Annotated in this window: 28 protein-coding genes and 1 pseudogene; 10 read left to right on the plus strand and 19 right to left on the minus strand. The window is 38.6% G+C overall.

The genetic code is table 11. From position 1 onward, the window contains the following. Positions 1-17 precede the first annotated feature (17 nt). Both OK414_RS26060 and OK414_RS26065 read right to left on the minus strand, forming a co-directional pair. Positions 18-1,067, minus strand: coding sequence for a FecCD family ABC transporter permease (locus OK414_RS26060; RefSeq protein ID WP_029319259.1), 1,050 nt, complete (start codon positions 1,065-1,067; stop codon positions 18-20). Continuing rightward, positions 1,064-2,068 carry a FecCD family ABC transporter permease gene (locus OK414_RS26065; protein WP_013085355.1) on the minus strand — a complete coding sequence of 335 codons (1,005 nt, stop codon included), beginning with the start codon at positions 2,066-2,068 and terminating at the stop codon, positions 1,064-1,066. Before OK414_RS26065 ends, OK414_RS26060 begins: the two co-directional genes overlap by 4 nt. A gap of 179 nt (positions 2,069-2,247) precedes the next feature. Here OK414_RS26065 and OK414_RS26070 point away from each other — a divergent pair, with 179 nt between their 5' ends. Then, the gene (locus tag OK414_RS26070; protein WP_034648466.1) at positions 2,248-3,234 is read left to right on the plus strand and encodes an ABC transporter substrate-binding protein; all 987 of its coding nucleotides are present in this window, start codon (positions 2,248-2,250) and stop codon (positions 3,232-3,234) included. Positions 3,235-3,345: 111 nt separating this feature from the next. Continuing rightward, positions 3,346-3,519, plus strand: coding sequence for a YozQ family protein (locus OK414_RS26075; RefSeq protein WP_013085357.1), 174 nt, complete (start codon positions 3,346-3,348; stop codon positions 3,517-3,519). 32 nt (positions 3,520-3,551) lie between these two features. Here OK414_RS26075 and OK414_RS26080 read toward each other — a convergent pair whose 3' ends face one another. Together OK414_RS26080 and OK414_RS26085 are read right to left on the minus strand one after the other, a co-directional pair. Then, positions 3,552-3,689 carry a hypothetical protein gene (locus OK414_RS26080; RefSeq protein ID WP_014457868.1) on the minus strand — a complete coding sequence of 46 codons (138 nt, stop codon included), beginning with the start codon at positions 3,687-3,689 and terminating at the stop codon, positions 3,552-3,554. A 36-nt stretch (positions 3,690-3,725) separates the two neighbouring features. Next, complete coding sequence (locus OK414_RS26085; protein ID WP_263045908.1) at positions 3,726-6,836, minus strand: efflux RND transporter permease subunit; 3,111 nt, start codon at positions 6,834-6,836, stop codon at positions 3,726-3,728. A gap of 269 nt (positions 6,837-7,105) precedes the next feature. Here OK414_RS26085 and OK414_RS26090 point away from each other — a divergent pair, with 269 nt between their 5' ends. Continuing rightward, a complete protein-coding gene (locus tag OK414_RS26090) occupies positions 7,106-7,978 on the plus strand; it encodes a TetR/AcrR family transcriptional regulator (protein WP_095380223.1) in 873 nt (290 codons plus the stop codon). Positions 7,979-8,002: 24 nt separating this feature from the next. Here the strand turns inward: OK414_RS26090 and OK414_RS26095 are convergent, their stop codons facing one another. Then, entirely contained in the window at positions 8,003-8,587 is a 585-nt protein-coding gene (locus tag OK414_RS26095; protein WP_013085360.1) for a DUF502 domain-containing protein, read from the minus strand. 268 nt (positions 8,588-8,855) lie between these two features. On the opposite strand from OK414_RS26095, the pseudogene OK414_RS26100 reads away from it, so the two are divergent. Then, positions 8,856-8,969 (plus strand): annotated as a pseudogene (locus OK414_RS26100) (short-chain dehydrogenase); the annotation flags it as partial. Positions 8,970-9,095: 126 nt separating this feature from the next. Further along, positions 9,096-10,298: an MFS transporter gene (locus OK414_RS26105; RefSeq protein WP_025752638.1), complete on the plus strand. Its 1,203-nt coding sequence runs from the start codon at positions 9,096-9,098 to the stop codon at positions 10,296-10,298. Between the two features lie 37 nt (positions 10,299-10,335). Here OK414_RS26105 and OK414_RS26110 read toward each other — a convergent pair whose 3' ends face one another. The 6 genes from OK414_RS26110 to OK414_RS26135 form a co-directional block, all read right to left on the minus strand. After that, positions 10,336-10,767, minus strand: coding sequence for a carboxymuconolactone decarboxylase family protein (locus OK414_RS26110; protein ID WP_016765843.1), 432 nt, complete (start codon positions 10,765-10,767; stop codon positions 10,336-10,338). 136 nt (positions 10,768-10,903) lie between these two features. Beyond that, positions 10,904-11,797: a LysR family transcriptional regulator gene (locus tag OK414_RS26115; RefSeq protein WP_216875693.1), complete on the minus strand. Its 894-nt coding sequence runs from the start codon at positions 11,795-11,797 to the stop codon at positions 10,904-10,906. A 407-nt stretch (positions 11,798-12,204) separates the two neighbouring features. Next, entirely contained in the window at positions 12,205-12,831 is a 627-nt protein-coding gene (locus OK414_RS26120; protein WP_034648450.1) for an FMN-dependent NADH-azoreductase, read from the minus strand. Between the two features lie 170 nt (positions 12,832-13,001). Continuing rightward, positions 13,002-14,351: an ATP-binding protein gene (locus OK414_RS26125; protein WP_034648448.1), complete on the minus strand. Its 1,350-nt coding sequence runs from the start codon at positions 14,349-14,351 to the stop codon at positions 13,002-13,004. Next, entirely contained in the window at positions 14,329-15,054 is a 726-nt protein-coding gene (locus OK414_RS26130; protein WP_013059676.1) for a response regulator transcription factor, read from the minus strand. Before OK414_RS26130 ends, OK414_RS26125 begins: the two co-directional genes overlap by 23 nt. Before the next feature lie 158 nt (positions 15,055-15,212). Further along, complete coding sequence (locus OK414_RS26135; protein WP_034648446.1) at positions 15,213-16,340, minus strand: MGDG synthase family glycosyltransferase; 1,128 nt, start codon at positions 16,338-16,340, stop codon at positions 15,213-15,215. Between the two features lie 162 nt (positions 16,341-16,502). Between OK414_RS26135 and OK414_RS26140 the strand changes: the two genes are divergently transcribed. From OK414_RS26140 to OK414_RS26155, 4 genes are all read left to right on the plus strand, one after another. Continuing rightward, the gene (locus OK414_RS26140) at positions 16,503-17,129 is read left to right on the plus strand and encodes an undecaprenyl-diphosphatase (RefSeq protein ID WP_013085369.1); all 627 of its coding nucleotides are present in this window, start codon (positions 16,503-16,505) and stop codon (positions 17,127-17,129) included. A gap of 125 nt (positions 17,130-17,254) precedes the next feature. Next, entirely contained in the window at positions 17,255-17,488 is a 234-nt protein-coding gene (locus tag OK414_RS26145; RefSeq protein ID WP_047931118.1) for a hypothetical protein, read from the plus strand. A gap of 67 nt (positions 17,489-17,555) precedes the next feature. Continuing rightward, complete coding sequence (locus tag OK414_RS26150) at positions 17,556-17,993, plus strand: MarR family winged helix-turn-helix transcriptional regulator (RefSeq protein WP_013085370.1); 438 nt, start codon at positions 17,556-17,558, stop codon at positions 17,991-17,993. A 27-nt stretch (positions 17,994-18,020) separates the two neighbouring features. Further along, positions 18,021-18,662: a nitroreductase family protein gene (locus OK414_RS26155; RefSeq protein WP_216875697.1), complete on the plus strand. Its 642-nt coding sequence runs from the start codon at positions 18,021-18,023 to the stop codon at positions 18,660-18,662. A 33-nt stretch (positions 18,663-18,695) separates the two neighbouring features. Here the strand turns inward: OK414_RS26155 and moaD are convergent, their stop codons facing one another. From moaD to OK414_RS26180, 5 genes are read right to left on the minus strand one after another with little or no spacing between them, the layout of a single operon-like run. Next, positions 18,696-18,929 (minus strand): molybdopterin converting factor subunit 1, encoded by a 234-nt coding sequence (gene moaD / locus OK414_RS26160; RefSeq protein WP_013085372.1) that lies wholly within the window; start codon positions 18,927-18,929, stop codon positions 18,696-18,698. 2 nt (positions 18,930-18,931) lie between these two features. Next, positions 18,932-19,396: a molybdenum cofactor biosynthesis protein MoaE gene (locus OK414_RS26165; RefSeq protein WP_013059682.1), complete on the minus strand. Its 465-nt coding sequence runs from the start codon at positions 19,394-19,396 to the stop codon at positions 18,932-18,934. Further along, on the minus strand, positions 19,393-19,920 hold the full coding sequence (gene mobB / locus OK414_RS26170) for a molybdopterin-guanine dinucleotide biosynthesis protein B (RefSeq protein WP_216875699.1): 528 nt from the start codon (positions 19,918-19,920) through the stop codon (positions 19,393-19,395). The genes OK414_RS26165 and mobB overlap by 4 nt, the downstream gene beginning before the upstream one ends. Further along, on the minus strand, positions 19,908-21,173 hold the full coding sequence (gene glp, locus OK414_RS26175; RefSeq protein WP_047931121.1) for a gephyrin-like molybdotransferase Glp: 1,266 nt from the start codon (positions 21,171-21,173) through the stop codon (positions 19,908-19,910). The genes mobB and glp overlap by 13 nt, the downstream gene beginning before the upstream one ends. Positions 21,174-21,190: 17 nt before the next feature. Beyond that, positions 21,191-22,207 (minus strand): molybdopterin-synthase adenylyltransferase MoeB, encoded by a 1,017-nt coding sequence (locus OK414_RS26180; RefSeq protein WP_013059685.1) that lies wholly within the window; start codon positions 22,205-22,207, stop codon positions 21,191-21,193. Positions 22,208-22,368: 161 nt separating this feature from the next. Here OK414_RS26180 and OK414_RS26185 point away from each other — a divergent pair, with 161 nt between their 5' ends. Next, entirely contained in the window at positions 22,369-22,938 is a 570-nt protein-coding gene (locus OK414_RS26185; protein WP_263045909.1) for a molybdenum cofactor guanylyltransferase, read from the plus strand. A gap of 12 nt (positions 22,939-22,950) precedes the next feature. Here OK414_RS26185 and moaA read toward each other — a convergent pair whose 3' ends face one another. The 3 genes from moaA to OK414_RS26200 all read right to left on the minus strand — a co-directional run bounded on the left by moaA (position 22,951) and on the right by OK414_RS26200 (position 25,171). Then, entirely contained in the window at positions 22,951-23,967 is a 1,017-nt protein-coding gene (gene moaA / locus OK414_RS26190; RefSeq protein ID WP_095380218.1) for a GTP 3',8-cyclase MoaA, read from the minus strand. Positions 23,968-24,013: 46 nt separating this feature from the next. Beyond that, the gene (gene fdhD, locus OK414_RS26195; protein ID WP_370506938.1) at positions 24,014-24,760 is read right to left on the minus strand and encodes a formate dehydrogenase accessory sulfurtransferase FdhD; all 747 of its coding nucleotides are present in this window, start codon (positions 24,758-24,760) and stop codon (positions 24,014-24,016) included. A gap of 66 nt (positions 24,761-24,826) precedes the next feature. Beyond that, positions 24,827-25,171, minus strand: coding sequence for a DUF2294 domain-containing protein (locus OK414_RS26200; protein WP_013085380.1), 345 nt, complete (start codon positions 25,169-25,171; stop codon positions 24,827-24,829). Positions 25,172-25,476 lie beyond the last annotated feature (305 nt).

Consider the following 25,476-nt stretch of genomic DNA (forward strand, 5'->3'; position numbering starts at 1 on the left):
TCCTTCTACAAAGAATGCTATACGTTTCTTTGTTTGTATAGTAAATAAATGAAGTACGGTGCGCCAATTGCAGCTGTAAATACACCTGCTGGCACTTCGATTGGCAAGAAAAATGTTCGGCCAATTAAATCTGCTGCTGTGATTAAAATCGCTCCGATTAGTGCCGATAGCGGTATTAAAGCTCCGAATGAAGAACCTACCAGCTTTCGGGCAATATGTGGAGCAAGCAATCCTACAAAGCTAATTCCGCCGGCAAATGCAACGGCGCTTCCTGTTAAAGCTGTACTCATCAGTAATAGTGCCAATCGATTTTTTTGAACGCGACTTCCAACGTTAGTCGCAATTTCTTCACCTAATTCTTGAACATTTAAATTTCGAATCATTAAAATCGTGATTATAACCAGCCCTATTGTAACAGGAACTAGTACGGAAACACTGGCCCAGTTTGAGCCATACACCGTTCCTGTAATCCAAATATTTGCCTGGCTGGCGCGATAGATAGGACCCATAATCATAAACAGCGTGGTCATAGCTTTCGTTAACGCTGTTAATCCAATTCCTATTAATACTAGTGTAATAGGAGAGACGCCATTTTTCCAGGCAAACACATAAAGTAAAAGCGCCACTGCCAATGCACCTAAAAATGCGCTAACAGGCATCCAATTAATACTTACGGTTAACGAGTTGCTTTTATCACTAAATAGTGTCAAAAATAACACTACACCGACTGACGCTCCCCCTGTTAATCCAATCAAGTCTGGTGAAGCAAGCGGATTTCGCACAAGCCCCTGCAAGATAGCACCTGCAATGGCTAAACAAATACCGGCACAAATGGCAACGATAATGCGCGGAAGTCTAAAGGAGGTAACAACTAACCGTTCAAACTCCAGTCCATGACCCGCTAAAATGTTAATCACACGAAAGGGATTGATAAATAAGTCGCCCGTACCTGCACTTAATAAAAAAAGAGCAATAAGTGCAGCTGAAAAACCAGTGATAATCAAAGCTGCTTTTATGTTAACTAAAAATGAAATCCGCTTTAAGCGAAGAGATAAGTATGTTTTCATGACGCCTTGGCCCCTTTCCTTGCCATATAGATAAAGAAAGGTGTACCAATAACAGCAGTCATGACTCCAACAGGGATTTCTTGAGGCATAATGACATACCTGGCCGCAACATCAGCTAATAAAATTAAAATCCCGCCGGCAACCGCACTATAGGGAAATACCCAGCGATAATCTTGTCCTACAATTGCTCTTACAACATGAGGAACAATGATTCCAACAAAGCTAATCGGACCGGCTACTGCAACGGCTCCACCAGCTAAAATGGCAATAATGATCCCGCTTATAATTTTCACAAGAGCCGTTCTTTGACCTAATCCTTTAGCTACATCTTCACCAATCGTTAAAATATTAATTTTTGAAGCAATAAAAAACGTGACAATAATTGCTAGCACTACATAAGGCAGTATGCCATACAGCATTTCCACCTTGCGCCCTTGAACAGACCCAGCCAGCCAAAAGAGAACTTGATCAAGTGAAGATTCATCGACAGCCAGCAGCCCTTGTGTTAAAGAAGAGAAAAAGGCTGCAATAGCCGCTCCTGCGAGCGTCAATTTAATAGGCGTTAATCCTTCTTTTCCGATGGACCCAAGAAAATAGACAACCACTACGGTTAATGCCGCTCCTACAAATGCAATCCATGTAAAAGCTTGAAGTGAATTGACCGAAAAAATCATCACTGCAACAACAATAAAAAAGCTGGCCCCAGCGTTCACACCAATAATATCTGGTGAAGCAAGTGGGTTTTTCGTTAACGCCTGCATCATTGCTCCTGCAATTCCTAAACAAATACCTACCACAGCACCAATTATAGCGCGCGGCAATCGAATATTTTGAATAACTATGTGCTCATTCGAACCGTTAAACGCTTGAAAAGCTTCAAATGCTGTCTTGATACTTGTATCTGTGTATCCGAGTACGATACTTAATCCAATACAGATTAAAAGCAGCATGATTCCAATGATGAGCCCCATTACTTTCATTTGAACACTGCGTAGCATCATTTTCATTGCTCTCCTCTAAGATGATTCCTATATATATCTAACCTTTAGTTTAGGAAACATTGAAAAAAGTGTCAATGATTTTGAGAATCATTTTCAATTTTTAATTGACACCGCTTAAAAGTTAGAATATTATCTTAATTGTTAATGAAAATCATTATCACTTAAGAGGAGGAAGAGATGTGAATACATATTCTAAAGGCAAGTTGTCATATTTGTTATCCATTCTTACCATTATGACACTGCTTGTGCTGGCAGCCTGCGGTAATTCAAACAGCGCTGACGATAATAAAAAAGAAAAAACTGAGGGTTCTGGCGAAACTTATACAGTAAAACACGCAATGGATAAAACAGAGATTAAAGGAACACCTAAACGAGTAGTCGTTTTAACAAACGAAGGTACTGAAGCTCTTCTTGCAATGGGTGTAAAGCCTGTGGGTGCTGTTCAATCATGGTTAGGAAATCCGTGGTATGACCATATTAAAGGTCAGATGAAAGGCGTTAAAAGTGTAGGTACAGAAAGCGAGCCAAGCTTAGAAGCAATCGCAGCTTTAAAACCTGACTTGATTATCGGAAATAAGATGCGCCAAGAAAAAGTATACGATCAGCTGAGTCAAATTGCTCCGACTGTATTTTCTGAAGAGCTGCGCGGAGACTGGAAATCAAACTTTAAGCTATATGCAAAAGCTGTGAATAAAGAGGAAAAAGGTAAAGAAGTATTAGCTGACTATGACAATCGCGTAGCAGATTTAAAGAAACGTCTTGGTGATCAGTTAAAACAAAAAATCTCAGTTGTACGCTTTACAGCTGGAGACGTTCGTATCTATCATAAAGATTCGTTCTCAGGCGTTATTTTAGATCAGCTTGGCTTTGCTCGCCCTGAATCTCAAGACAAAAATGATTTTGCTGAAATGAATGCAACAAAAGAACGCATTCCGGCAATGGACGGCGATCAGCTATTCTACTTCTCTTATGAAACGGGAGACGGCGAAGCAACAAAGCTTGAAAAAGAATGGATAAACGATCCGCTTTTCAAAAAGTTAAAAGTAGCTCAAGAAGACCATGTTCATAAAGTAGATGATGCTACTTGGAATACAGCAGGCGGTGTGTTAGCAGCTAATATCGTACTTGATGATATTGAAAAAATCTTCTTAGATAAAAAACAATAATACTATGAAAGAAAGAGCTTCGACGAATCGAAGCTCTTTTTGCATGTATAATGTATTTCCTTTCATCGCACACTAACCGTGGTCTCACTTTATTAAATAGGAGTGGTGAAAATGAATTCAAAAAAACAGCCTAAAAAGCAGCCTGATACAAATGAAATGGCTGACCGTCAGTTCGAAACAGAAGATTATAACCGACAAGATGCACTCTCACAAGGCCTAGCAGAAACACATGAGCAAGTAAGCGACGCCTATCAAGAAGGATCATTTGAAGATACAGATCGTTAATAAAAAAGAGCTGACTCTAAGTCAGCTCTTTTTTATTTTGAATGCTGCCATGCCGTTTTAGGCAATGACATGGACATCCACTGCTGGCGCTTTGATTTATCAATCGTTACTTTCTTTGCTTTAATTCCTTGTTGAATCAGCTGTTTCATTAGTTTATCAATTGACTTCATCGCTATTCACCTCAAAAGCGGAAATTTGTTTTGCTTCTACTTTTTTACTTTTTTGCGCTTAAACTTCATAAAAAACTCATAGACAATTGGAACGATAATGAGCGTAAGCAGCGTAGAACTTGTTAGTCCTCCGATTACCGTAACCCCTAGCCCTTTTGAAATAAGGCCTCCACCTTCAAATCCAAACGCTAATGGAAGCAGTGCACCAATCGTTGCAATAGCTGTCATTAAGATCGGGCGAAGACGTGTCATTCCAGCCTCTAGTAACGCTTCACGCGTCGACAGACCCTCTTGCTCTTTATGAATCACGCGGTCAATCAGCACAATTGCATTTGTTACCACAATTCCAATCAGCATAAGAGCTCCAATCATCGAAGAAATGCTGATTGTTTCTCCAGAGATTAACAGCGCCACTAGTGCACCAATAAGTGTAAATGGAAGTGAGAATAAGATAGCAAACGGTGCTAGCCCTCCCCCAAATGTCAGTACTAGTACGAAGTACACGATACCGATGGCTGCGAGCATAGCAATTCCTAATTGACTAAATGAGTCATTAATTTGCTCTGATGCTCCGCCAAAGTTAATATCCATATCACTTGGCAAATCAATTTTCTTCACTTCTTTTTGGACGTTAGAAGAAACGCCGCCTACATCGTCACTCTTAATATCGGCACTTACCTCTGCATAAATTTTATTATCACGGCGAGTTACCGTATTCGATGTTTTACCTTTTTTAATATCGACAACTTCATTTAATGTAACTTCCTGTCCAGTTTGAGAGGTCACTTTTGTGCTTGAAAGTTCGGCAAAAGTAGAGAAATCCTCTTTTTCTTTTGGAAGGTATACGTTAATTTCGTTTCCATCTTTTTGGATAGTCGTTAATACTTCACGCTGTCCAAGGTTCGAAATTTGCATGCTGATTTGACTAGCAGACAAGCCGAGTTCAGCGGCTTTCTTTTGGTTCGGTACTAGCGTATATTCATCAAACGTATCTGAAAGCGTAGAATCGACATTTTTCAGTTCTTTATGCTTTTCTAGAACATGCTGAACTTTATCAGCATAAGGTTTGATTTCATCTAAGCTATCTCCGTAAATAAGGACGTTTAATGAATTATTGCTGCCGCTAGACGCTGTATTCATTGAGCCCCATTCACCTTGATTCGCTTGTTTATTAAGAGCTTTTAATACTTTATCCTGCTCTTTATCAAAGTTTTGTGTATCCTCGTCATATTGCACAAATGTTAAAACGTTATTTTTGCTTCCCGGATTAAACGAGTTGCCTTCACCGAACGAATACTGAACCGTTTTGACACCATCTCGCTTCATCAAGTACGCTTCTGCACGATTTGCTGCTTTTTCTACGTCGCTTTGAGACTGTCCTGCTTTCGGTGTATACGTAAGCGTCAGCGTTTTTTCTTGATCGGATGACAAGAAGCTCACGCCAATAGAAGGAACTAAGAATAAACTTCCTACTAACAGTAGGACGGCTAATCCAAAGGAAATAAGCTTATGGTTTAGCGTCCAGTTCAAAATTCGCTTATATCCATGCGCTAGTTTGCTTGGCTTTTCTTCTTTTACTTTTACATTTGTTTTAAATAACGAATGAGCAAGCATTGGCACGAGTGTTACCGCTACTAGCAGTGATGCTAACAGTGCAAAAACAACCGTTAACGCAAACGGTAAGAATAGCTCTCCTACCGGTCCTTCTACGAGACCTAACGGTAAGAATACGGCCACGGTTACGACTGTAGAAGAGAAAATTGGAACAAACATTTCTTTCGTCGCCGCAACAATTAAATCTTTTCCTTTAAGCTTTTCTTCCTGATAAGCCATGCGGCGGTAAATATTTTCAATAACGACAATGGAATCATCTACAACCCTTCCGATGGCTACAGTCATCGCTCCAAGCGTCATAATATTTAAAGAGATATCCATTGATTTGAGCGCCAAAATGGCGATTAATAGCGAAAGCGGAATTGAAATAACGGCAATAATCGTTGAACGAATATCACGTAAAAATAAAAGAATAATAATAACCGCAAAGACCGCACCGATAATAGCTTTATTTAGCATCGTATGAACAGAATCTTCAATCGGTTTACCTTGATCAAAAATATTGTCAACGTGAAGGTCTTTATTTTTCTTTTCTAGGCTATTCATTTTTTCTTTAATATCATTTACAACATTTACTGTGTTCGCATCCTTCGCTTTGACAACTTGTACAGCAATTGAAGGTTTTCCGTTCGTGCGAGAAATGGATTCTGCTTTCCCCATCACTTTAACATCCGCAATTTCTTTTAATTTCACAGTTGGAATCGAAGCTGCGGACGGCACCTGCTGTACGGCTCCTTGTGTCTGCTGCTGGCTCATTTCTTGTTGCTGACCTTGAGCAGCTCCTTGACTAGGCACAGCTGGGATCTCTAAGTTTTCCAAATCTTTTTCTGTTGTCATCTTTCCGTCTACCACAACAGATTTTTGAGATCCATCCATCGTATACGTACCAGCCGGCACTTTTGCATCGGATGCTTGGATCAGCTTTTTCACCGTATCTTCATCGAGTCCCAGCTGCTTGAGCTTGTCTTGTTTGAATACAAGTTCTGCTTCTTCAACTTGTTCTCCTGACACGCTGACCGAAGAAATTCCCTGCACTTTTTCAACTTGGGGAACAACGGTATTTTTTACATACTTCGTTAAGCCTTCTAATGATTTTTTATCATCTGAAACACTTAATGAAATAATCGGAAAATCACTGATGCTTTGCCTTGAAACATTTGGTTCCTCTACATCATCTGGCAGATCTACGTTTGAAAGAGCTCGCCTAACTTCGTCTTCTGCCTTCTCCATATTTTTACTAAAGCTATATTCAACTTGAATAGTAGCCATATTTTCATAAGAAGACGAGCTAACTGTGTCAACACCGCTCAGTCCCTGAAGCTTTTGTTCAATCGGCTTACTCACCTTATCTGCCACTTGTTCCGGAGTGGCTCCCGGATAAGTTGCACTGACTGTTACAACAGGCGTTGAAATATCAGGAATGGTCTCTAGTTTCATATTAAACCCTGAATACAGCCCTGCAATAATGACAAAGAGCGTTAACAGCCATACTGCAAATTTATTTTTCAATGAAAATTTAATAAACTTCCCCAATGCATATCCTCCTTCAAATATATGTATACTAATAAAATTGACTGATCGGTCACAACAACTTAAAATATAAATGACTAACTGGTCAGTGTCAACCCTAAGCAGGCTCTCTCCTAACATGTTCATAATAAAGACATATTTACGATAAATCGTTTTTTAAAGGAACTGACTCCCGGTTTTAACTTTGATATATACCTTTATCTTTTTTAGTGTATGATACTATTATCTAACGAAATGAATGGCTAAATTGTTCAATAAAGGAGGTAGAATACATGAAAGAAAAAGAAAAGAGAATAATTGAAGCTTCGATTAAGCTTTTTGCCAAAAAAGGATTTAATGCTACCTCTGTGCAAGAAATTGTAGATGAATGCAACATTTCAAAAGGTGCATTTTACCTGCACTTCAAATCTAAGGATGCACTTTTATTATCAATTCTAAACTTTTACTATGAAAAGCTCTTTAGCTCTGTTTATGCTCTCGACGAGGAAGTAAACGATGCCCGCAGCCGCTATATGAATCAGCTTATCTATTTCTATGAATTTATTACGGAGCATAGAGATTTTATTATCATGCAAATTCGTGAAAAATCTATTCCATTTAACAAAGAAGTGGAGACCTTTGTTCATAAAATGCAGCGAGAAACGTTTTACTTTCATCGCAAAAGCCTCGTTAGCGTATACGGAGAAGACGTAACTCCTTATATCTCGGATTTAACGAAAATGATTGAAGGTATTCATCATTCCTTTTTAGAAATTATTATCTTCAATCAATACGAGCTTACCTTTAAAGAAGTAGCACATTACATAATGGACCGAGTTGATGTATTAGTAGAAGATTTATTGGCTAGAAAACCTCGTCCCCTTATTCCCGCTTCTTTTGGTGAAGATATATACGGAAAGGAACGAACGACTTTTCTAAGTAAAAATGAGCAGGTAAAACAAGTTCTTGAGGAAATTAAACATCTGCTAGACACCAGCGATCATATTTCTGATGAGCACGCAGACAGCTTTCACATTTTACAAACGGAGCTAAAAAAAGATAAGCCTACCGCTGCTATTGTAAAAGGCATGGTTGGAAATTTAACGGAACTTAAACCGTTGGAAGAACCGCTTAATCTTTTAACAGCCTTACTCCAACAAAAATAACAGAAGGCTTCAACAAGCCTTCTGTTATTTTTCTGTTTTTGAACTAGATACTCCCCCAGATAACACGAACTTCATGGCTTCTTCCGGCTTAATATCTAACCATTCAATTTCTTCTTTTGGAATCAAAAAAGTAAAACCAGCTACTTGAAAAGTTTGTGGAACATAGACGGCTACGTGGTCTTTTAACGAGTGAATCACCTCTTCTACTTCTTCAGAGGTCACAAACCCTATAACTTTCATTGACGTGCCGGGCATCGTCACTAAAGCGACTTTTGAAAAGGACTTTTTCTCTCCAAGAAAAGATTGAAACGTATCTTTAATAACGGTATATAGCGTTTTAACAAGCGGTATTCTTTCTAACAACCGGTCAATTAAGTTAATGATTTTCCCTGCAAAAAAACGAGTGGATAACCATCCTAAGAACGTAATTAAAAGAAGAGTCGCTAAGATCCCAACCCCCGGTATATAATCCTGCTTCATATAGGGCTTCAATACGTTTCCTAAAATGCTGTCTAAAAAATTAAACACTCTTACCAAAATATAAATAACAAGGATAATAGGGACAATCGTTAAGAGTCCATTAATAAAGCTTTTTATGATTGCTTTCATGTAAACACCTCATTTTTTCTGACATACTGCTGTTCATTATACAATGGATTTGCCTTATCTGCGTCTCTTTATTTTTATTCACATATGTATAACCTGGCAACGTTTTATCAAAATAATAGAGGAGGACATGAACATACATACCTATTACACTTATTTTTGCGGAGGGATACAATTGGAACGTCTAAAATCAAAAGTTTCTGTTATTACAGGGTCAAGCTCTGGCATAGGAAAAGCAACCGCTGAACGCTCCGCGAAAGAAGGTGCGGTATTATTTTTAGCATCTGATGACAGCTCATATGTAGCAGGTCATTGCATTGCGATAGACGGCGGTCATAGGACTTATACATGGTCTAAAAAAATGCTTTACAGTAAAATGTGGTAATAAAACCAGCTCTATACCACTAGGTATAGAGCTTTTCCGTTTGAATTTTTTCTTTAAAATAGACGTGACATTATGTCAAGACAGGTGTAAACTTAAAGCAAAATTCTTTGCTTCTAGGAGGAAGACATGAAAACAAAACAATTATCAGAACGTCAGCTGCTTGGCATCGCAGGGCTCGGGTGGCTCTTCGATGCAATGGATGTTGGCATTTTGTCTTTTATCATTGCAGCTCTTCACGCTGAATGGGGACTTTCCCCTACTGAAATGAGTTGGATAGGCAGCGTTAACTCGATCGGAATGGCGGTTGGAGCTTTGGTGTTTGGGTTACTGGCTGATCGAATTGGGCGAAAAACCGTTTTTATTGTAACTCTTGTTCTTTTTTCAGTGGCAAGCGGCCTTTCAGCTCTTACTACTACCCTTGCTGCTTTTTTAGTATTTCGATTTTTAATTGGAATGGGTTTAGGAGGAGAGCTTCCGGTTGCTTCTACACTTGTTTCTGAGACGGTGGCGCCGGAAAAACGCGGTAAAGTGGTCGTATTATTAGAAAGTTTTTGGGCCTTCGGCTGGCTGCTGGCAGCGCTTATTTCTTATTTTGTAATCCCAGCTTACGGGTGGCAGCTAGCGCTTATCCTAACGGCTATTCCAGCGTTTTATGCCATTTATTTGCGCATTAAACTGCCCGATTCTCCTCAGTTTGTAGAGGCGACAAAGGAAAAGAAACCGTCGATTGCGGACAATGTAAGAAGCGTGTGGTCTAAGCCTTATCGTCAATCTACCATTATGCTCTGGGTTCTGTGGTTTTGCGTTGTATTTTCATATTACGGCATGTTTTTATGGCTACCTAGCGTCATGGTCATTAAAGGATTTAGCTTGATCAAAAGCTTTGAATACGTATTGATTATGACATTAGCTCAACTGCCTGGCTATTATACGGCTGCTTGGTTTATTGAACGCATGGGCCGAAAATTCGTATTGGTCACATATTTGTTAGGTACGGCTGCTAGCGCATATATCTTTGGAAATGCCGAGTCACTTTGGCTGCTGCTAACAGCAGGTATGCTGTTGTCTTTCTTCAACTTAGGTGCTTGGGGTGCTTTATACGCGTATACACCTGAGCAATATCCGACATCTATCCGAGGCACAGGAGCTGGAATGGCTGCTTCTTTTGGACGAATTGGAGGAATTTTAGGGCCTCTGTTAGTTGGATATATGTCAACGCAAGGTACGTCTTTAACCGTTACGTTCTCAATCTTTTGTGGAGCTATTTTAATCGGTGTTGGTTCGGTTGTTTTTCTAGGAAAAGAAACCAAACAAAAGCAGCTCGCATAAACAAAGACGCTCTTTTAGAGCGTCTTTGTTGTGCTTATTATTTATTTTCTACCAGCTCTTTTTCATCTGCCTCTACTTCCACGTCACGCTGAGCGAATACTTTCTTGGCTACGCTTAAAGCATTTAACACGCGAGGGAAGCCTGTGTATGGGATTAACTGAATAATGCTCTCCACAATCTCCTTCGGCTCTAGTCCAGCTGTTAAACCTGTATTTAAATGCAGCTCAAGCTGAGGCTCTGTACCCTGAGTGACCAATGATGAAATGGTAACTAATGCTCGTTGCTTATTGGTTAGACCCGGTCGTGAATAAATGTCTCCATAGGCAAATTCAATAATATATTTCCCAACGTCAGGAGCTAGGTCTTTTAAGTCTTCTGTAATTTTTAAATGAGTTGAAATATCATCGTTACTCGTTAATGTATATTCCATTAATTTATCTAAACCTTTTTGATAACTATCTTGTGCCATGTAAAATCAACCTCCGTATTTTTTACTGACACCGCGCGGAATCAATGTTTGTTTTCTTGTATGTTTTCTACACTATCTACTTTAACGCACATTCTCTCTTTCGTAAAATACATATCTTCAATACAACATATGCATTTTATCTATATAAAGCAGAATGCTGTTCATTCATATAGTGAAGAAATTGCTTAGAGGCATATGAAATATATTTATCTTTTTTTAAAATCAATCCTAAATCCCATGAAATTGAAGGGTTAGTAATAGGAACTGCTTTTACAATAGAGGAATCTACTTTTGCCGCAATGGACTGTGGAAAGATAGATACTCCTAAGTTTTCGGCAATCATTTCACCAATAAAATCCCATTGAGAGCTCTCGTAAGCTACGTTAGGTTCAAATCCTGCTTGTTGACATGCATGAATAAGCCGGTCGTGAAGCGTAAAATCTTCATTAAATAAAATAAATTTCTCTTGGGCCAATTCATTAATTTCCACATGAGTTTTAGAGGCTAAAGGATGGGAATTGTGAACATATAAAAGCATTTTTTCAGAGATAAAAGGATTACTATCAAAAAGATGTTCATTTACCGGAAGCACCGCTACACCTAAGTCTAACTCTCCTTTTTCTACTGCTTTTTGAACACGATTGGCTCCGTATTCAATAAGTTTAATCGTAATATCTGGATAGAGCTGCTGAAACCCTTTGATAATCTTTGGAAAGAACAGAACTCCAATCAATGGAGGAATTCCAATTTTAATCATCCCTTTCTTCAGATTCATCACATCATATAAATAAGTCGATAGCTCATCAATGGATGTCATGACTTTTTGTCCTTGCGTATACACCACTTCCCCGGCGTCCGTTAAATCAATCTGTCTTGCGGACCGATCAATTAATTCTACTTCCAATTCTTCTTCTAAGTTTTTCACCATTTTGCTCAAGGTCGGCTGTGAAATATGGAGACTTTGAGATGCTTTAGTAAAGCTCCTTAATTTAGCAACTTCTAAAAAATAATTAAGCTGACGAATATCCATCTCTGCTCCTCCTATAGATAAAGCGAATATCTTTTATATTATTTATTCATTTTACCTATTAAGTTTTAAGATATACAGCAAAAATATAAAGAAGAGATGGAGACATAATAAATCAATTCAATCTAAAGAAGGACAAATGGGATAAAGGCGCTAGTATGACCGCTTGTGACACCACTGTTGCTTTCCGTGGGCGGTCGCCGAGCCTCCTCTTCACTTGCGCTCCTACGGGGTCTCACCTGTTCCGATTTTCCCGCAGGAGTCTACGCCTTGCCCTCCAATCAACACCTAGAAGCTACTACATGCATGAAACCTACGCTTACTATAACAACAAAAAATCCGAACGATTCATCGTTCGGATATACCTTCACCTAAAATACTGTTGTCCCGTCCTCTTTTACGAATATGATTTAAAATGTTTTGGCTGATTGTGCTGCTTGTTCTAGGCCACTTTCAATAATTTCTTGCCCACGATCTGGAAACTGATTATGTCCCTCAATAATAACAGAGTTCACATCTGTGATTCCAAAGAATTGAAGTACGCTGCCTACATATTTAACGGCCATTTCGACCTCAGCTGCTGGACCTTCTGAATACACTCCGCCTCGTGCATTTAATAACATCACTTTTTTATCGCCTAGTAATCCCACCGGACCTTCTGGCGTATACTTAAACGTTTTGCCTGCTTGATTTAAATAATCAAAGTACGTATGAAGCACGGCCGGCACAGTAAAATTCCAAAGCGGAAAGGCAATAACAATTTTATCTGCTCTCACAAATTGTTCTAAGTAATAATTAGCAGTTTCTGCTGCTTTGTTTTCCGCTGCCGTCACTTCTAGCCCTCTTGCTAATTTAAACCGACCGTTTATCATGTCGGCACCTAAATAAGGAAGTTCTTCTTGAAACAAATTTAGCTCTATTATTTCTTCATCTTGATGCGATTGTTGATAGCTTTCTAAAAATGCATCATATAATTTCACGCTAACCGCTTCACTTGCCGATCTGTCATTTGCTTTTATAAAAAGAGTATAACTCATACTAAAACCTCCACTGATTGTTGATACTCTTATTTTATTCGCTTTTTTCATGCGTTTCGAACGACTTTATAATGAAATACCTTCATACTTTAGTCTGAGAAAAATAAAAAGATCCGAACGATTTATCGTTCAGATCTTCCTTCCACTAAACCACTTTTCCCCCAATCTCCTCATTTTTCAACGGGAAGGTGAATCACAACTTCAGTTCCTTTTTCTTCTTCACTTTTAATAAAAATCTCGCCTTTATGCTGACGGACAATAGTTTGTGCAATCGACAGTCCAAGCCCCGTTCCTCCCGTAGCTCTGCTTCTGGCTTTATCGACTCGATAGAAACGTTCAAAAATATGTGCAAGATCTTCTTTTGGAATGCCAATTCCATAGTCTTTTACTTTGATAATGACATCTTCCTGCTTTTTTTCAACGGTCACTTCAATTTTATCCGTACTGTATTTAATTGCATTATCAAGCAAAATAATCAATACTTGCTTCATTTTTAGTTCATCCACTTCAATCATAATGGGCGTTTGATCATAATGAAGAACTAATTCTCTTTTATATACCTGCTGCAGCTGCTTAACGATTTGTTCAAAAATAAGAACAAGATCTGTTTGCTTCAGATCAAGCGTTTGTTCTTTTTCCACACTTGCCAGATCAAGCAGCGTTTCAATCATTTTTTGCATTTTGGTTGCTTCTGCATAGATAGTGTCGATCGCATCGAGCGTAATTTCTTCATTTTTAATCCCTCTTCTTCTTAATAAATTAGAATAACTGCGAATAACGGTTAGAGGGGTTTTTAATTCATGAGAAGCATCGGAAACAAACTGATTTTGCTTTTCAATATTTTCTCGCAAGCGGTCAATCATATGATTAAAGGTAACGGTCATCCCCTGCAGTTCATCTCTCGTTTCGGTTTGAATAAGGACTTTTTTAGGAACACCGCTCTCTTCGATCTCTTTCATCGTTGTGACCATATTTTTAATAGGATGCATAATGACGCGTGATAACCATCTTCCTCCTAAAAGAGACAGTAAAATGGACACAAGCGAACAAAAAATCAAAATTGATAGCAAAATATCTTTACGGGTTTCAAAACCAGTCAGGAGCTCACCAATCTCAAGCGTTTCAACGACTTGATTATTGACTTTGACAGGCATGCGAATAACCAATACTTGCTTTTCTCTGATTTTGCGAAGTTTCACCTTTTTTTTCTTTGAAAATTCGGGCTTAATTTTCACCAGATGAGGGTCATTTGATACCTGGTTAATGACCGTAGAATTTTCTGAGACTGTTCGGATAAATGAATGGTTGGTCAAATAAAATTTTAGTAACTCGGGCGAGAGCTCCACGGAATGATCTTGCTGACCTTTTTGAATAATCTCGCGTGCTTTTTCGAATAAAATGTCCTGTTCCATATTCACGGTAGATTTAGTAAAGGAGAAAAAAACAACGATGTTCATGATTAATAAAATAACCACTAGCCATGCTGTTGTCAGTAAATTAATCTTCGTCGTGATCTTCATGTTTCTCCTCTTTCATCATATATCCTACGCCCCGCACCGTATGAATGAGAGAAGTAGAAAAACCTTCATCTACTTTTTTTCTTAAGTGGCGAATATACACATCAATTACGTTCGTTTCTCCTTCATATTCATAGCCCCAAACGTTTGTGAGAATTCCTTCTCTCGTGACAATTTTATTTTTATTCGTAAGCAAATACACGACTAAATCATACTCTTTCGGTGTCAACGTAATGGATTCATTGTTTCTTAGGACTTCCCTTGTTTCAAGATTAATGGTCAAATCACTGATCGTTAAGAGCTCCGCTTCAGCTTCTTTCGTTCCTGATGCTTCTACGAGCGAACGATAGCGAATACAAGAGCGAACCCGTGCTAACAGTTCTTCAATTTCAAACGGTTTTGTAACATAATCATTAGCCCCTTGGTCTAAGCCCATTACCTTATCCAGCGTCGTATTTCTGGCAGTTAATAAAATAACTGGCGTAAATACTTCCGCTTTCCGAAGTCTTCTTAACACCTCAATACCACTCAGACTTGGAAGCATCACGTCTAGCAAAATGAGGTCATATTGAGCGGATGTTGCCGTCTCTAACCCCGCTTTCCCGTCGTACTCAACATCTACTTCATAATCTTCAAATTCCAATTCAATCTTTAACACTTTCGCAATTTGCGCTTCATCTTCCACAATTAAAATTTTCTCTTTCATGTTATACACCTCTCACCACATGTCTTAAGTGAAAGAATAGCTTCTTTAGATAAAAAAACAACATCTTTTTCAAAAGATGTTTGTTTTTTTATCTAAACCCTACTTTTTCAACATGCTTGTCTTTTAGCTTATCCTTATTGTTTGTAAACATGAATGTTTTACGCATGAAGACCAATCGTTTGCTTTTCGCCTAAAATCCAATTGACTACTGCTAAAAGTTCTTCAGGCGTTTGTGCTTCGATTTCTTTATGGTAAGCAGCAATCGCGTTATATAATGTGCTCATTTTATCAGCATCCTGCAGCACTGCCTGCAGCTGACTTTCTAACGATTGATCCGCCTTTAGTTCTTGAACTAAGTTTCGTTCTGTTAAATAGCGTAAATTCACTTCTTCTTGACCTGGTAAAGCAGAATGAACAAAAATCGGTAAATTCTTGCGAAGAGCTTCACTGACCGTGATACCACCTGGCTTTGTTACAATAGCATCCACTTGTTCATACAGTTCATTCATTTCTGTGCGTGATGAAATGTACGGAATCGGTGTAACGTGCTGTAATTCCCATCCCTTGATTTCTTCATATAGCTTTTGATTTTTGCCGCATAAGACAAAGTAATGAAAATGGCTCGCATCTTTTAAATCATTGTAGAAATCCATAATATTGCCTAAACCGCTGCTGCCTCCAGCAATTAAAATATTTCGGTTACCAGGATGCTTAAATGTTCTTGTTTTTGTTATTTCTTCATGTACCGGTATTCCTGTGACCATCATATTTTGAAGTGGAATTTCACTTTGAGCACGAAGTCCTTTTTTTACTTCTTCACTAGGGAGAAAGTGAAAATCAATCTCTTCTTTTCCCCATAAATTATTAATAAAGAAATCTGTGTAGACATTTATAATAGGTACATCGCACTTGCCTTTTGCTTTTAATTGACTGAGCAAATAAGAAGGAAACCCATGTGTGCATATAATTAAATCCGGATTTTCTTCTTTAACTAAGTGCTCCATTTTTTTTGCGAATACGTGATGATACCATTTGAATGAATGAACAGGCGGTTCATAAAAGAGATGTTTGTATGCCATATTGTACGTTTCTGGAGCATAACGAATCCATTTCAAATATGTGCCTGTGACCACTTTTTCTAATAGTTCGTTTGTATAGCTTAATAAATCTATTTTTTTATAACAAATATTTGTTGTTCTTCTTTCCAATATATCCATTAACGCCTCTGCCACTTGATGATGGCCAGAAGGCATTTTTAGAAGAGGTAAAAATAAAACCTTTTTCAACTGTTTCATCTCCTATTCTAAAAGCAGTTTCTTCCTCTCCTTTTTATATCATTAAATGCCCTTAAATTTCAGATTTTAATTGATTTTTAATGTGAAATTCATCGTTTTTTTAGAGTATCAATCTAAACTAAGAGTGAAAAGTACTGCATAAGGAGAAAACAAATGAACCTCAATTACGAAGTATTTCAATGGATTAACTCGTTTGCTGGTAAATCCAGCGCAATGGATTCTGTAATGATTATCATCACGAATAGCGTTCCTTATTTTATAATGGCTTGTTTGCTTTTGCTGTGGTTTAGCGGAAAAACAGAAAGAACAATTTATCACCGTTATACAGCTTTATACATGTTGTTTACAATTGTACTTTCTCTATGTATCAACGAAGTCATTCACCTGGTGTATTACCACCCGCGTCCGTTTGTGACTCATCACGTTCATAAGCTGATTCCGCACCCGGCTAATTCATCTTTTGTGAGTGATCATTCGATTTTAGTCTTTTCTGCTGCTTGGATTATGTGGTTACGAAAAAACAAATGGAGAAGCATCATTTTTATATGGGCTGTCATTTCGGGCCTTTCACGTATTTACGTAGGCGTTCACTATCCAGCAGATGTACTTGGAGGGATGGTGATTGCGGGAGCTATCGGATGCTTTATTATATACGTTTCAGCTAAAACAACTCCTCTTATTCAGCGATTATTCTGGATTCACGATTTGATTATCAAGCGTATTCCGTTTCTATCTCCCTATACGCATGAACAAATTAGCAAAAAAAATCATTCAGCTTAAAGAGGCTGAGGCAAAAATAGTTTAGCTGAAATGAAAAACGAACCACTAATCAAACAGTTTGATTAGCGGTTCGTTTTTTTTGTTATGGTGAACGTAGATTTTATCCGTTTCGTTCCTTCCAGCAGTTGATTGGAGGGCAAGGCGAAGACTCCTGCGGGAACAGTGGAACAGATGAAACCCCGCAGGAGCGCAAGCGACGAGGAGGCTCAGCGGCCGAGCAAGCAGTCCAGATTATATATCCAGATTGTTCGCCTTTGGATGAGATTCATTTCGTTACGTCTCAGCCTCTTTCTTTATTATTTTTAAAAAACAACGTTCACTTTCTTGACTTTCACTTTTATTTATTTTATATTATTTGATGTATCAAACATTGATGTATCAAATATTAATTCATCAATAAATATCATAGAAAAAGGAGCGACTTTCTTGTCACATTCATGTTCTGAAAAAGCAAATGTTCTGTATGCTCTGCAAGAAGTTAATAAACAAATTAATCAAAAGTTTGAGCATTGTACCGGTGTTAGCCAATCACGTCTTGATATTTTACATCAGCTTTATGAAACAGGTGAAATGAGTCAAAAGGCGCTTCAACAGCAAGTAAACATTGACAATGCTGCAATTACAAGGCATTTAAAGCAACTCGAAGAAAGAGATGTTGTATCACGCCGTAAAAACCCTGATGACAACCGCGTAACATTTGTAAAGCTTACGAAAAGCGGACATGAAAAAATCGGTGCATTTCGAAACGAAAAAGCTCGCTTTATTGATGAAGCATTTAAAGATTTCAGCGAAGAAGAACAGCTGCTGCTTTCCAAAATGCTTGAGCGTTTAAAAGTAAACATTTCGGCCATTGAACGGTCATAACATTTTTAACATAAAGGAGAGTTCATCATGACGCAAACAAAACCACTAAACAATGATTTCCAAGATATTATTACAGGGCGCAGATCTATTCGTTATTACGACCCATCTGTCAAAATCAGCCGTGAAGAAATGAAAGAAATTTTAACCGAAGCGACGCTAGCTCCATCTTCTGTTAATGCACAGCCTTGGCGCTTTCTAGTAATTGATAGCCCTGAAGGAAAGGCAACATTAGCTCCGCTTGCTAAATTTAATCAATCACAAGTAGAAACATCAGCAGCTGTTATTGCGATTTTCGGCGATTTAAAAAGTGAAGAAAATTTAGATGAAATTTACGATAAAGCTGTTGAACTAGGCTATATGCCACAAGAAATTAGAGATATGCAAATTCCTAAAATCAAAGCGCACTACGCAGCTGCTTCTGAAGAATTAAATAAAGAAACAGTATTAATTGACAGCGGTTTAGTATCTATGCAGTTAATGCTTGCTGCACGTGCTCACGGTTATGATACAAACGCTATTGGCGGTTATGAAAAAGATCAAATTGCCGAAGCATTCGGTTTAGACAAAGAGCGCTATGCGCCGGTTATGTTACTTTCAATCGGCAAAGCAGCAAATAGCGGTTACCCGTCTGTACGTTTACCAATCGAAAAAGTAGCTCAATTTAGATAATAAAAAAAGGTGCTGTATATTCAGCACCTTTTTTTATCCTCCACTAACGGGCGGAATAAATGCGACGGTATCTCCCGTTCCAATGGTTTCTTCATCTGTTACAAACTCTTCGTTGACTGCGGTCATCGTTTGCTTCAGAGAGGACAGCTTATACGTTTTTTGCACATATTCCTTTAATTCCTTCACTGTTATATCTTGCTTATCAACTGTTACTTGTTCCACTCCAGCCTCTTCACGTATAGCAGCGAAAAATAAGACGTTAATCATTTTTACATCTCCTTCATTGGCTTTCCTTCAGGATATTCTTTTGTTTCTAACTGATCTCCAATCCATTTTGTTCCGTCTTCCCAAAATTCCTTTTTCCAAATTGGCACAATTTGCTTAATACGTTCAATAGCATACTCGTTTGCTTCATAAGCTGTTTTGCGATGCGGAGAAGAAACGGCAATAACTACTGCGACTTCTGTTATATCAAGCTTCCCGATTCGATGAGTAATAGCTGTCAAAGCATCGGGCCACTTTTCCTGAATTTCGTCACCAATTTGGCTAAGCATTTTCACGGCCATTGGCACATAGGCTTGATATTCAAGAGAGAGCGTCTTCTTGCCTTTTGTAAATTCTCTTACCGTTCCAATAAATGTCGTAATAGCTCCCGCGTCTCTTCTAGAAACTTTTTTAATTATTTCATCTACGGCAATTGGCTGATTTACTACTTCAAATAAGTGCTGGTTCATCTTCTTTCCCCCACTTCTTTCAATAAAAAATTAAGATAAAGCTCGTCTTCTTGTAAGTGAAATATTGGATATGCTCGCAGCAATTCTTTTTTAAGCGGAACGTGACTGATCACGCATATAATATTAGTTAGAGAGGAAAGCAGAACAAGATCTTCTTCACTTCGAATCAAGACTGCTTTTGGATAGGATTCTTTTTTATATCCTTCAACAAAAATGACATCTGGCGAGAAAAATTGATAAAAATCAATCAGCTTTTTTAGGGTCCAGTCTTTACTATCTGCCGTAAGCTGAAGGATTCCACCTCCCTCTACACCTGCCACATCGGCACCTGCTTGCTGGTGGCGATGACTGTCTTTTAGCTCACTGCTGCTATCTGGAGGTCCGCCGTGTCCATGGTGCTTAATAGAACCTACACATAGATTGAATTGTTTCGCTCTTTTAATGAGCTTTTCCACTAAAGTAGTTTTTCCGCTGTTTTGAAATCCAACTACTTGTAAAACGGTACAACAAGCTACCAAGGCCATTCACTTCCCCGCACATCATCTAGCAATAAGACGTCAACCAGCATTCCTTCTTTGTATCCTCTCGTCCCTCCAGGAAATATAATTAATGTATCCGCATGAGCTAAAGAAGAAACAGCACTAGATTTTGTAAAGCTTAATGGAGAAGCAATCAGCTGTCCTTCCCTGTATGAAAGCCTGCCAGATACAAATCGCATAAAAGGATTTGGCTTTAAGAAGTCCTTTCCTAACAAAGCTTTTTCTTTCCGAAGATGAGGGGTTCTTTTACCCGCATATGTACTGATTACCGGACGAGCCAGAAGTTCAAAACCGACATAGCACGCTGTAGGATTTCCCGAGAGGCCAAATAAAAGCTTTTCTTCCATACGAGCAACCGTTGTTACACTGCCTGGTCTCATTGCTATTTTATTAAAAAGAACTTCGGCTTGTAATTGTTTATACACATCTGGTAGATAATCATAGTCTCCTACTGAAACGCCGCCCGTTGTAATCAGCATGTCCACTTCTGATAGTGCAGCTTTTACCGCATTGTAGCACTGACTTAAATCATCAGGCATAATACCAAAATAGTTCACTTCGCCTCCAGCTTTTTCAATTTGCGCACGCAGCATATGAGCATTGCTATTACGAATTTTGCCCCGTTCAACAGGATCATTCACTTCCACTAGTTCACTTCCAGTTGCAAGTAATCCAACTACAGGTTTTTTGAAGACAGCTACATTACTATAGCCAAATGTGGCTAAAAGAGCTGCTACTCCGGGAGTAATATACGTTCCTTTTGAAGCTAACACAGTGTCTTTTGTTGTTTCTTCTCCTTGAAAAGAAATGTTATCTCCGCTGTTAAACGAACGCTTGATTTGAACGATCGGCTGATTGTCTTTCGTATATTCTTTTGTTACTTCAAGCATTGCAACCGCATCGCAGCCTTTAGGAATAGGAGCTCCTGTCATAATACGCACAGCCTGCATCGCGTTGACTGTATGTTCAAAAACAGAACCCGCTCCTATTTCTCCTCGAACAGCCAGTTCTACTGGATGAAGTGATGATGCTTCTTTCGTATCTTGCGACCGAACGGCAAAACCATCATATGGAGAACGATCAAAAGCAGGAATATCATGATCTGCTATTAAATCTTCAGCTAAAAATCTGCCGTGAGCTTCTTCAAGCGCAATGATTTCTTGCTTTCTGTTTTTTGCATACTGCATCACTCGTCCAACGCATTCTCCGACAGGGATAGGAGTTCGCTTTTCTCTCATTCTTTTCACTCCTTTACTCATCCTAGTAAACGATAATATAAGCTTCTCGCAAATTGAATATCATTCGTTCCATGAATAAATACACGGCCATCTTGAAAAATTACAAAGCGCTGCTCTGGAAGCTGACATGACAGAAGATATGGATTGCGGTCTACTTTCCCCTGTTTTTTTAACCGTTTTTCCAATTCATCGAAGTTGTACAAATGGCGCTGCGAGGGTCTGATTTGAACCGTCTCTCTGCCGCACAGAACTTCTGTTTTAAGCTGATTTTCATACGCTAAGTACGGATATGTTTGGGTTGATCCGCAAGAAGAACATTTATCACTTTTCATTTTGCCCGTCTTAAATTCAGCATGCTGATTATTCCAGACGTCAAAGGTTAGAAATGTGTGGCGCAAAGCTTCAACATCTTCGACTAAAATTTTTAATGCTTCGGTTATTTGATAGGCTGCCACAATTTGAACAGCGGGACTAATAATTCCTGCTGTCTCACAGGTTGCTCCTCCGACAGGCACTTTTTTCAATATGCAGTGCAGACAAGGGGTTACATTTGGGATAACGGTATAAGTGGCGCCATAACTCCCTACACATGAGCCGTATATCCAAGGAACTTCATACTTATGTGACAAATCATTTAAAATAAAACGGATGTCGAAGTTGTCTGTCGCATCGATGATCACATCGGCTGTTTGGACGATACTTTCTAAATTAGCAGGCTGAGCATCCATCACCAGCGCTTCAATCTTCACTTCCGTGTTTATTTGACGCAAACGATTTTTTGCTGCTACAGCTTTAGGTAGTTTGTTTTGCGCATCTTGTTCTGTATAAAGCTGCTGACGCTGTAGATTACTCCATTCTACATAATCACGATCTACAAGAGTCAATTTTCCAATTCCAGCACGCACGAGGGCTTCTGCGCTAGCGCTGCCTAGAGCCCCTGCACCTACAACTAAAACATGCTTACTTCTAATTTGCTGCTGCCCTTTGTTTCCAACAGGCTGGAAAAGCTGCTGACGTGAATAACGTTCTGTCACTCTTTTCTCTCCCTTTCTCATTCAATCTCTGACTTCACTGTCTATTCCTTTGTCAAAGATATTTCTTTAAAAACATGCTATTATACACATAAAGCTACGCTGCTTTACGGAGGCTTTTTTGCATAAATATACAAATATATTTTGATGGAGGTATTTAATAAATGTCCATTGCAGGCATTGTATTAGCAGGAGGAAAATCTTCTCGCTACGGTCAACCCAAAATGTTTGAAACCTATAAGAAGAAATCATTTTACGAATATAGTATAGATGCATTAAAAGAAAATCACGTCACACCTATACTTGTGTCTACCAACCAAGATTTACTCCCTTATTTTCAAAGAAAGGATGTTGCATTTGCAGTTGAAAAATGCCCGTATCAAGGTCCTTTGTATGCAATTCATCACGCTTTAACTGCGATCGATTGCTGCGCTGAATGGTTCTTTATTCTTTCTTGCGATATTCCTTTTATTAATGCTGAGTTTGTTCATCACATGATCACACTGACCCAAACGGACTCACCTGACATTGTTCTTCCTGTTCAGCCTGATCACATTCACCCGCTTCTAGCACTCTATCACCGTAGAACGCTTCCTCTTATTGAACAACTCGTTACACAGGGTGAAAGAAGGCTTACGCAATTGTTGAATCAGACAAACGTCCTTCGCGTGCCTTTTTCAGCAGAAGATCCCACTTTTATAAATGTGAATCACCGCAGTGATTGGCATTTATAAAGCTTCTTTGAATTATCCACCAATATGAGACATTTCCACTTTTTCAGCGCCTTGGACCTGTCTTCCATTAGCTCGTTCGTCTGAGTAACGATCTTTCCGATGACTCCAGATATCAGAAATGGTGTCACAAACAGTATGATCAGAGGCTTCTGACCGTATCAGTGTGCGGAGGTCATATCCTTTTGACGCGAACAAACAGGTATAGAGCTTTCCTTCAGCCGATACTCTTGCGCGTGAACAAGTGGAACAGAATGAATCTGTGACAGATGAAATGATACCAATTTCCTCTTCTGTCCCGACGTATCGATACCTGGTGGCTACTTCTCCCGTATAATGAGGTGTAATTTCTTCAAGAGGCATTTCTTGTCCAACTATATCAAGAATTTGTTTCTTTGTTATAACCTCATCCATTTTCCAGCCGTTTGAATTTCCAACATCCATATATTCAATAAAACGCAGCGTATGTTTTTTGTCTTTAAAATAGTGGGCCATCGGAAGAATATCCTGCTCATTCTTGCCTTTTTGGACAACCATGTTTATTTTGACTGAAATCCCCGCAAGAGCTGCTGCTTCTATTCCTTCTAATACTCGTTTTACGCTTCCTCGGTTTCCATTCAACTCTTGAAATCTCACTTCATCAAGCGAGTCTAGGCTAACGGTTACTCTTGATAATCCCGCTTTTGATAAGGCTTCTGCATGCTTCTTTAACAGTGAGCCGTTTGTTGTTATGGCAATATCATCTATACCCCCAATTTGCTTCAGACGATTGATTAGATCTGGCAAGCCTTTTCTTAGCAGCGGCTCTCCTCCCGTTATACGCACTTTTTTTACTCCTAGCGATGCGAATAATCTAGTGAGTCTCTCTAATTCATCAAACGAAAGAATGTTTTCGGCAGGTAAAAATGGATAGTCTGCCCCAAAAATTTCTTCAGGCATACAATATCGACAGCGAAAGTTACAGCGATCTGTTACTGACAAACGCAAGTCTCGTAAAGGACGCTTTAAAGTATCAACTATAGCGTATGACATCTGCCTCATCTCTCCTCTCTCTAGCTGTCAGCTTCTCCACAGCAGATTAACTCTCTCTTAAAATTCTTTCCGGGCATGTATAAATATTCAACGAATCATTTCGAATAAACCCTACCGTTGTAATTCCCAATTCTTCTGCTAGATTTAAAGCAAGTTCAGTCGGGGCGGATTTTGAAAGAACCACTTCACACCCGATCTTCGCTACTTTCAACAAAATTTCTGAAGAAATACGGCCGCTGAAAACGACTACTTTATCTCTAATTGAAATATGGTGTTTTAAGCAATACCCGTATAGTTTATCTAGAGCATTATGCCTACCAATGTCCATTCTGCTAAGCATAAAGCCATTTTTATCACAAATAGCAGCGTTATGAACGCCACCCGTTTCTTGAAACGTAGCAGCAGATTGCTGCAGCTTATTCATCAATTGAAAACAATCCTTAATTGAAAGTTCTACCGATATATCGTTCATTTTTTTAGCAGTCAGTGCATCATTTATAAAGACAAACCCTTGTCTGCTCGCCCCGCAGCAAGACGTGATATATCGTTTATTTTGAAGGTTTTGAAAATACGGGTTTAATTTATCTATTGTAACATGAACATACCCTTCTTTTTCTTGAACCCATATGTTTTTAATGTCTGTGTATGCTCGGATAACCCCTTCAGATGCTAAATAGCCAATTACCATATCTTCAATGTATTGTGGGCTACATACCATCGTGACAAACTCTTCTTCATTAATTTTCACAGTCACAGGAAACTCCGTTACAATTTTATCTTCCACGCTTTCCATTTGACCATTTTTAAATCTAAGAACTGTACGCTTCTTAACGGTCGAGTTCATGTGATGTCTCCTTTTTTAAATAATGTTTTTATCAAAAACGAATACGGAAACCGCTATATTTTCTTTTATTTTCATATCTGAAAATAAATTAACCAACTTTGCTCCTACCAATTCTTCTAACCCTTCCGGCGGATTCGATGCATATACATCTTGGATCATTTTTGTTCGAGCTAGATGAACCATGTCACATCCTTCAGCAGTGCTTGCAATAAATGTTTCTGTCGGAGTTAAATTTCCATACAGTGTTGAGACAGCCATATTTTCAACAAAAACCGTATGTATTCTTTCCGGTCCTTTTCCAAATAAATCTTTTCGAAGCTTCCGAATAATATCATTAAATTCATGAATAGTTTTTGACATAATCAACGCTCTCCCACCGATTAAAATTAAATTGTGCATTTTATTCCTACAGTTTTTTTATCATAAATCAACACTTCAAAAAATAAAAGCCTAAAATCTTTGCAGCAAAACTTTTGAAGAGAGTTGGGTATTTAAAAAAGTTGTGCATTTAAAAACGTAGCGATATAATTATAAATAACCGAGATGGAATAATAATAATGAATTGTTATTACTCTATCACTTTTTCTTAACGATATAAATGGGCCGGATTGGCATATTAGTAAGACCTGCTAGTAAACTATTCCACCATGATTGCACTTCCCTTA

The sequence above is a fragment of the Priestia sp. JV24 genome (genome assembly GCF_025910025.1).
Classification (GTDB): Bacteria; Bacillota; Bacilli; order Bacillales; family Bacillaceae_H; genus Priestia; species Priestia megaterium.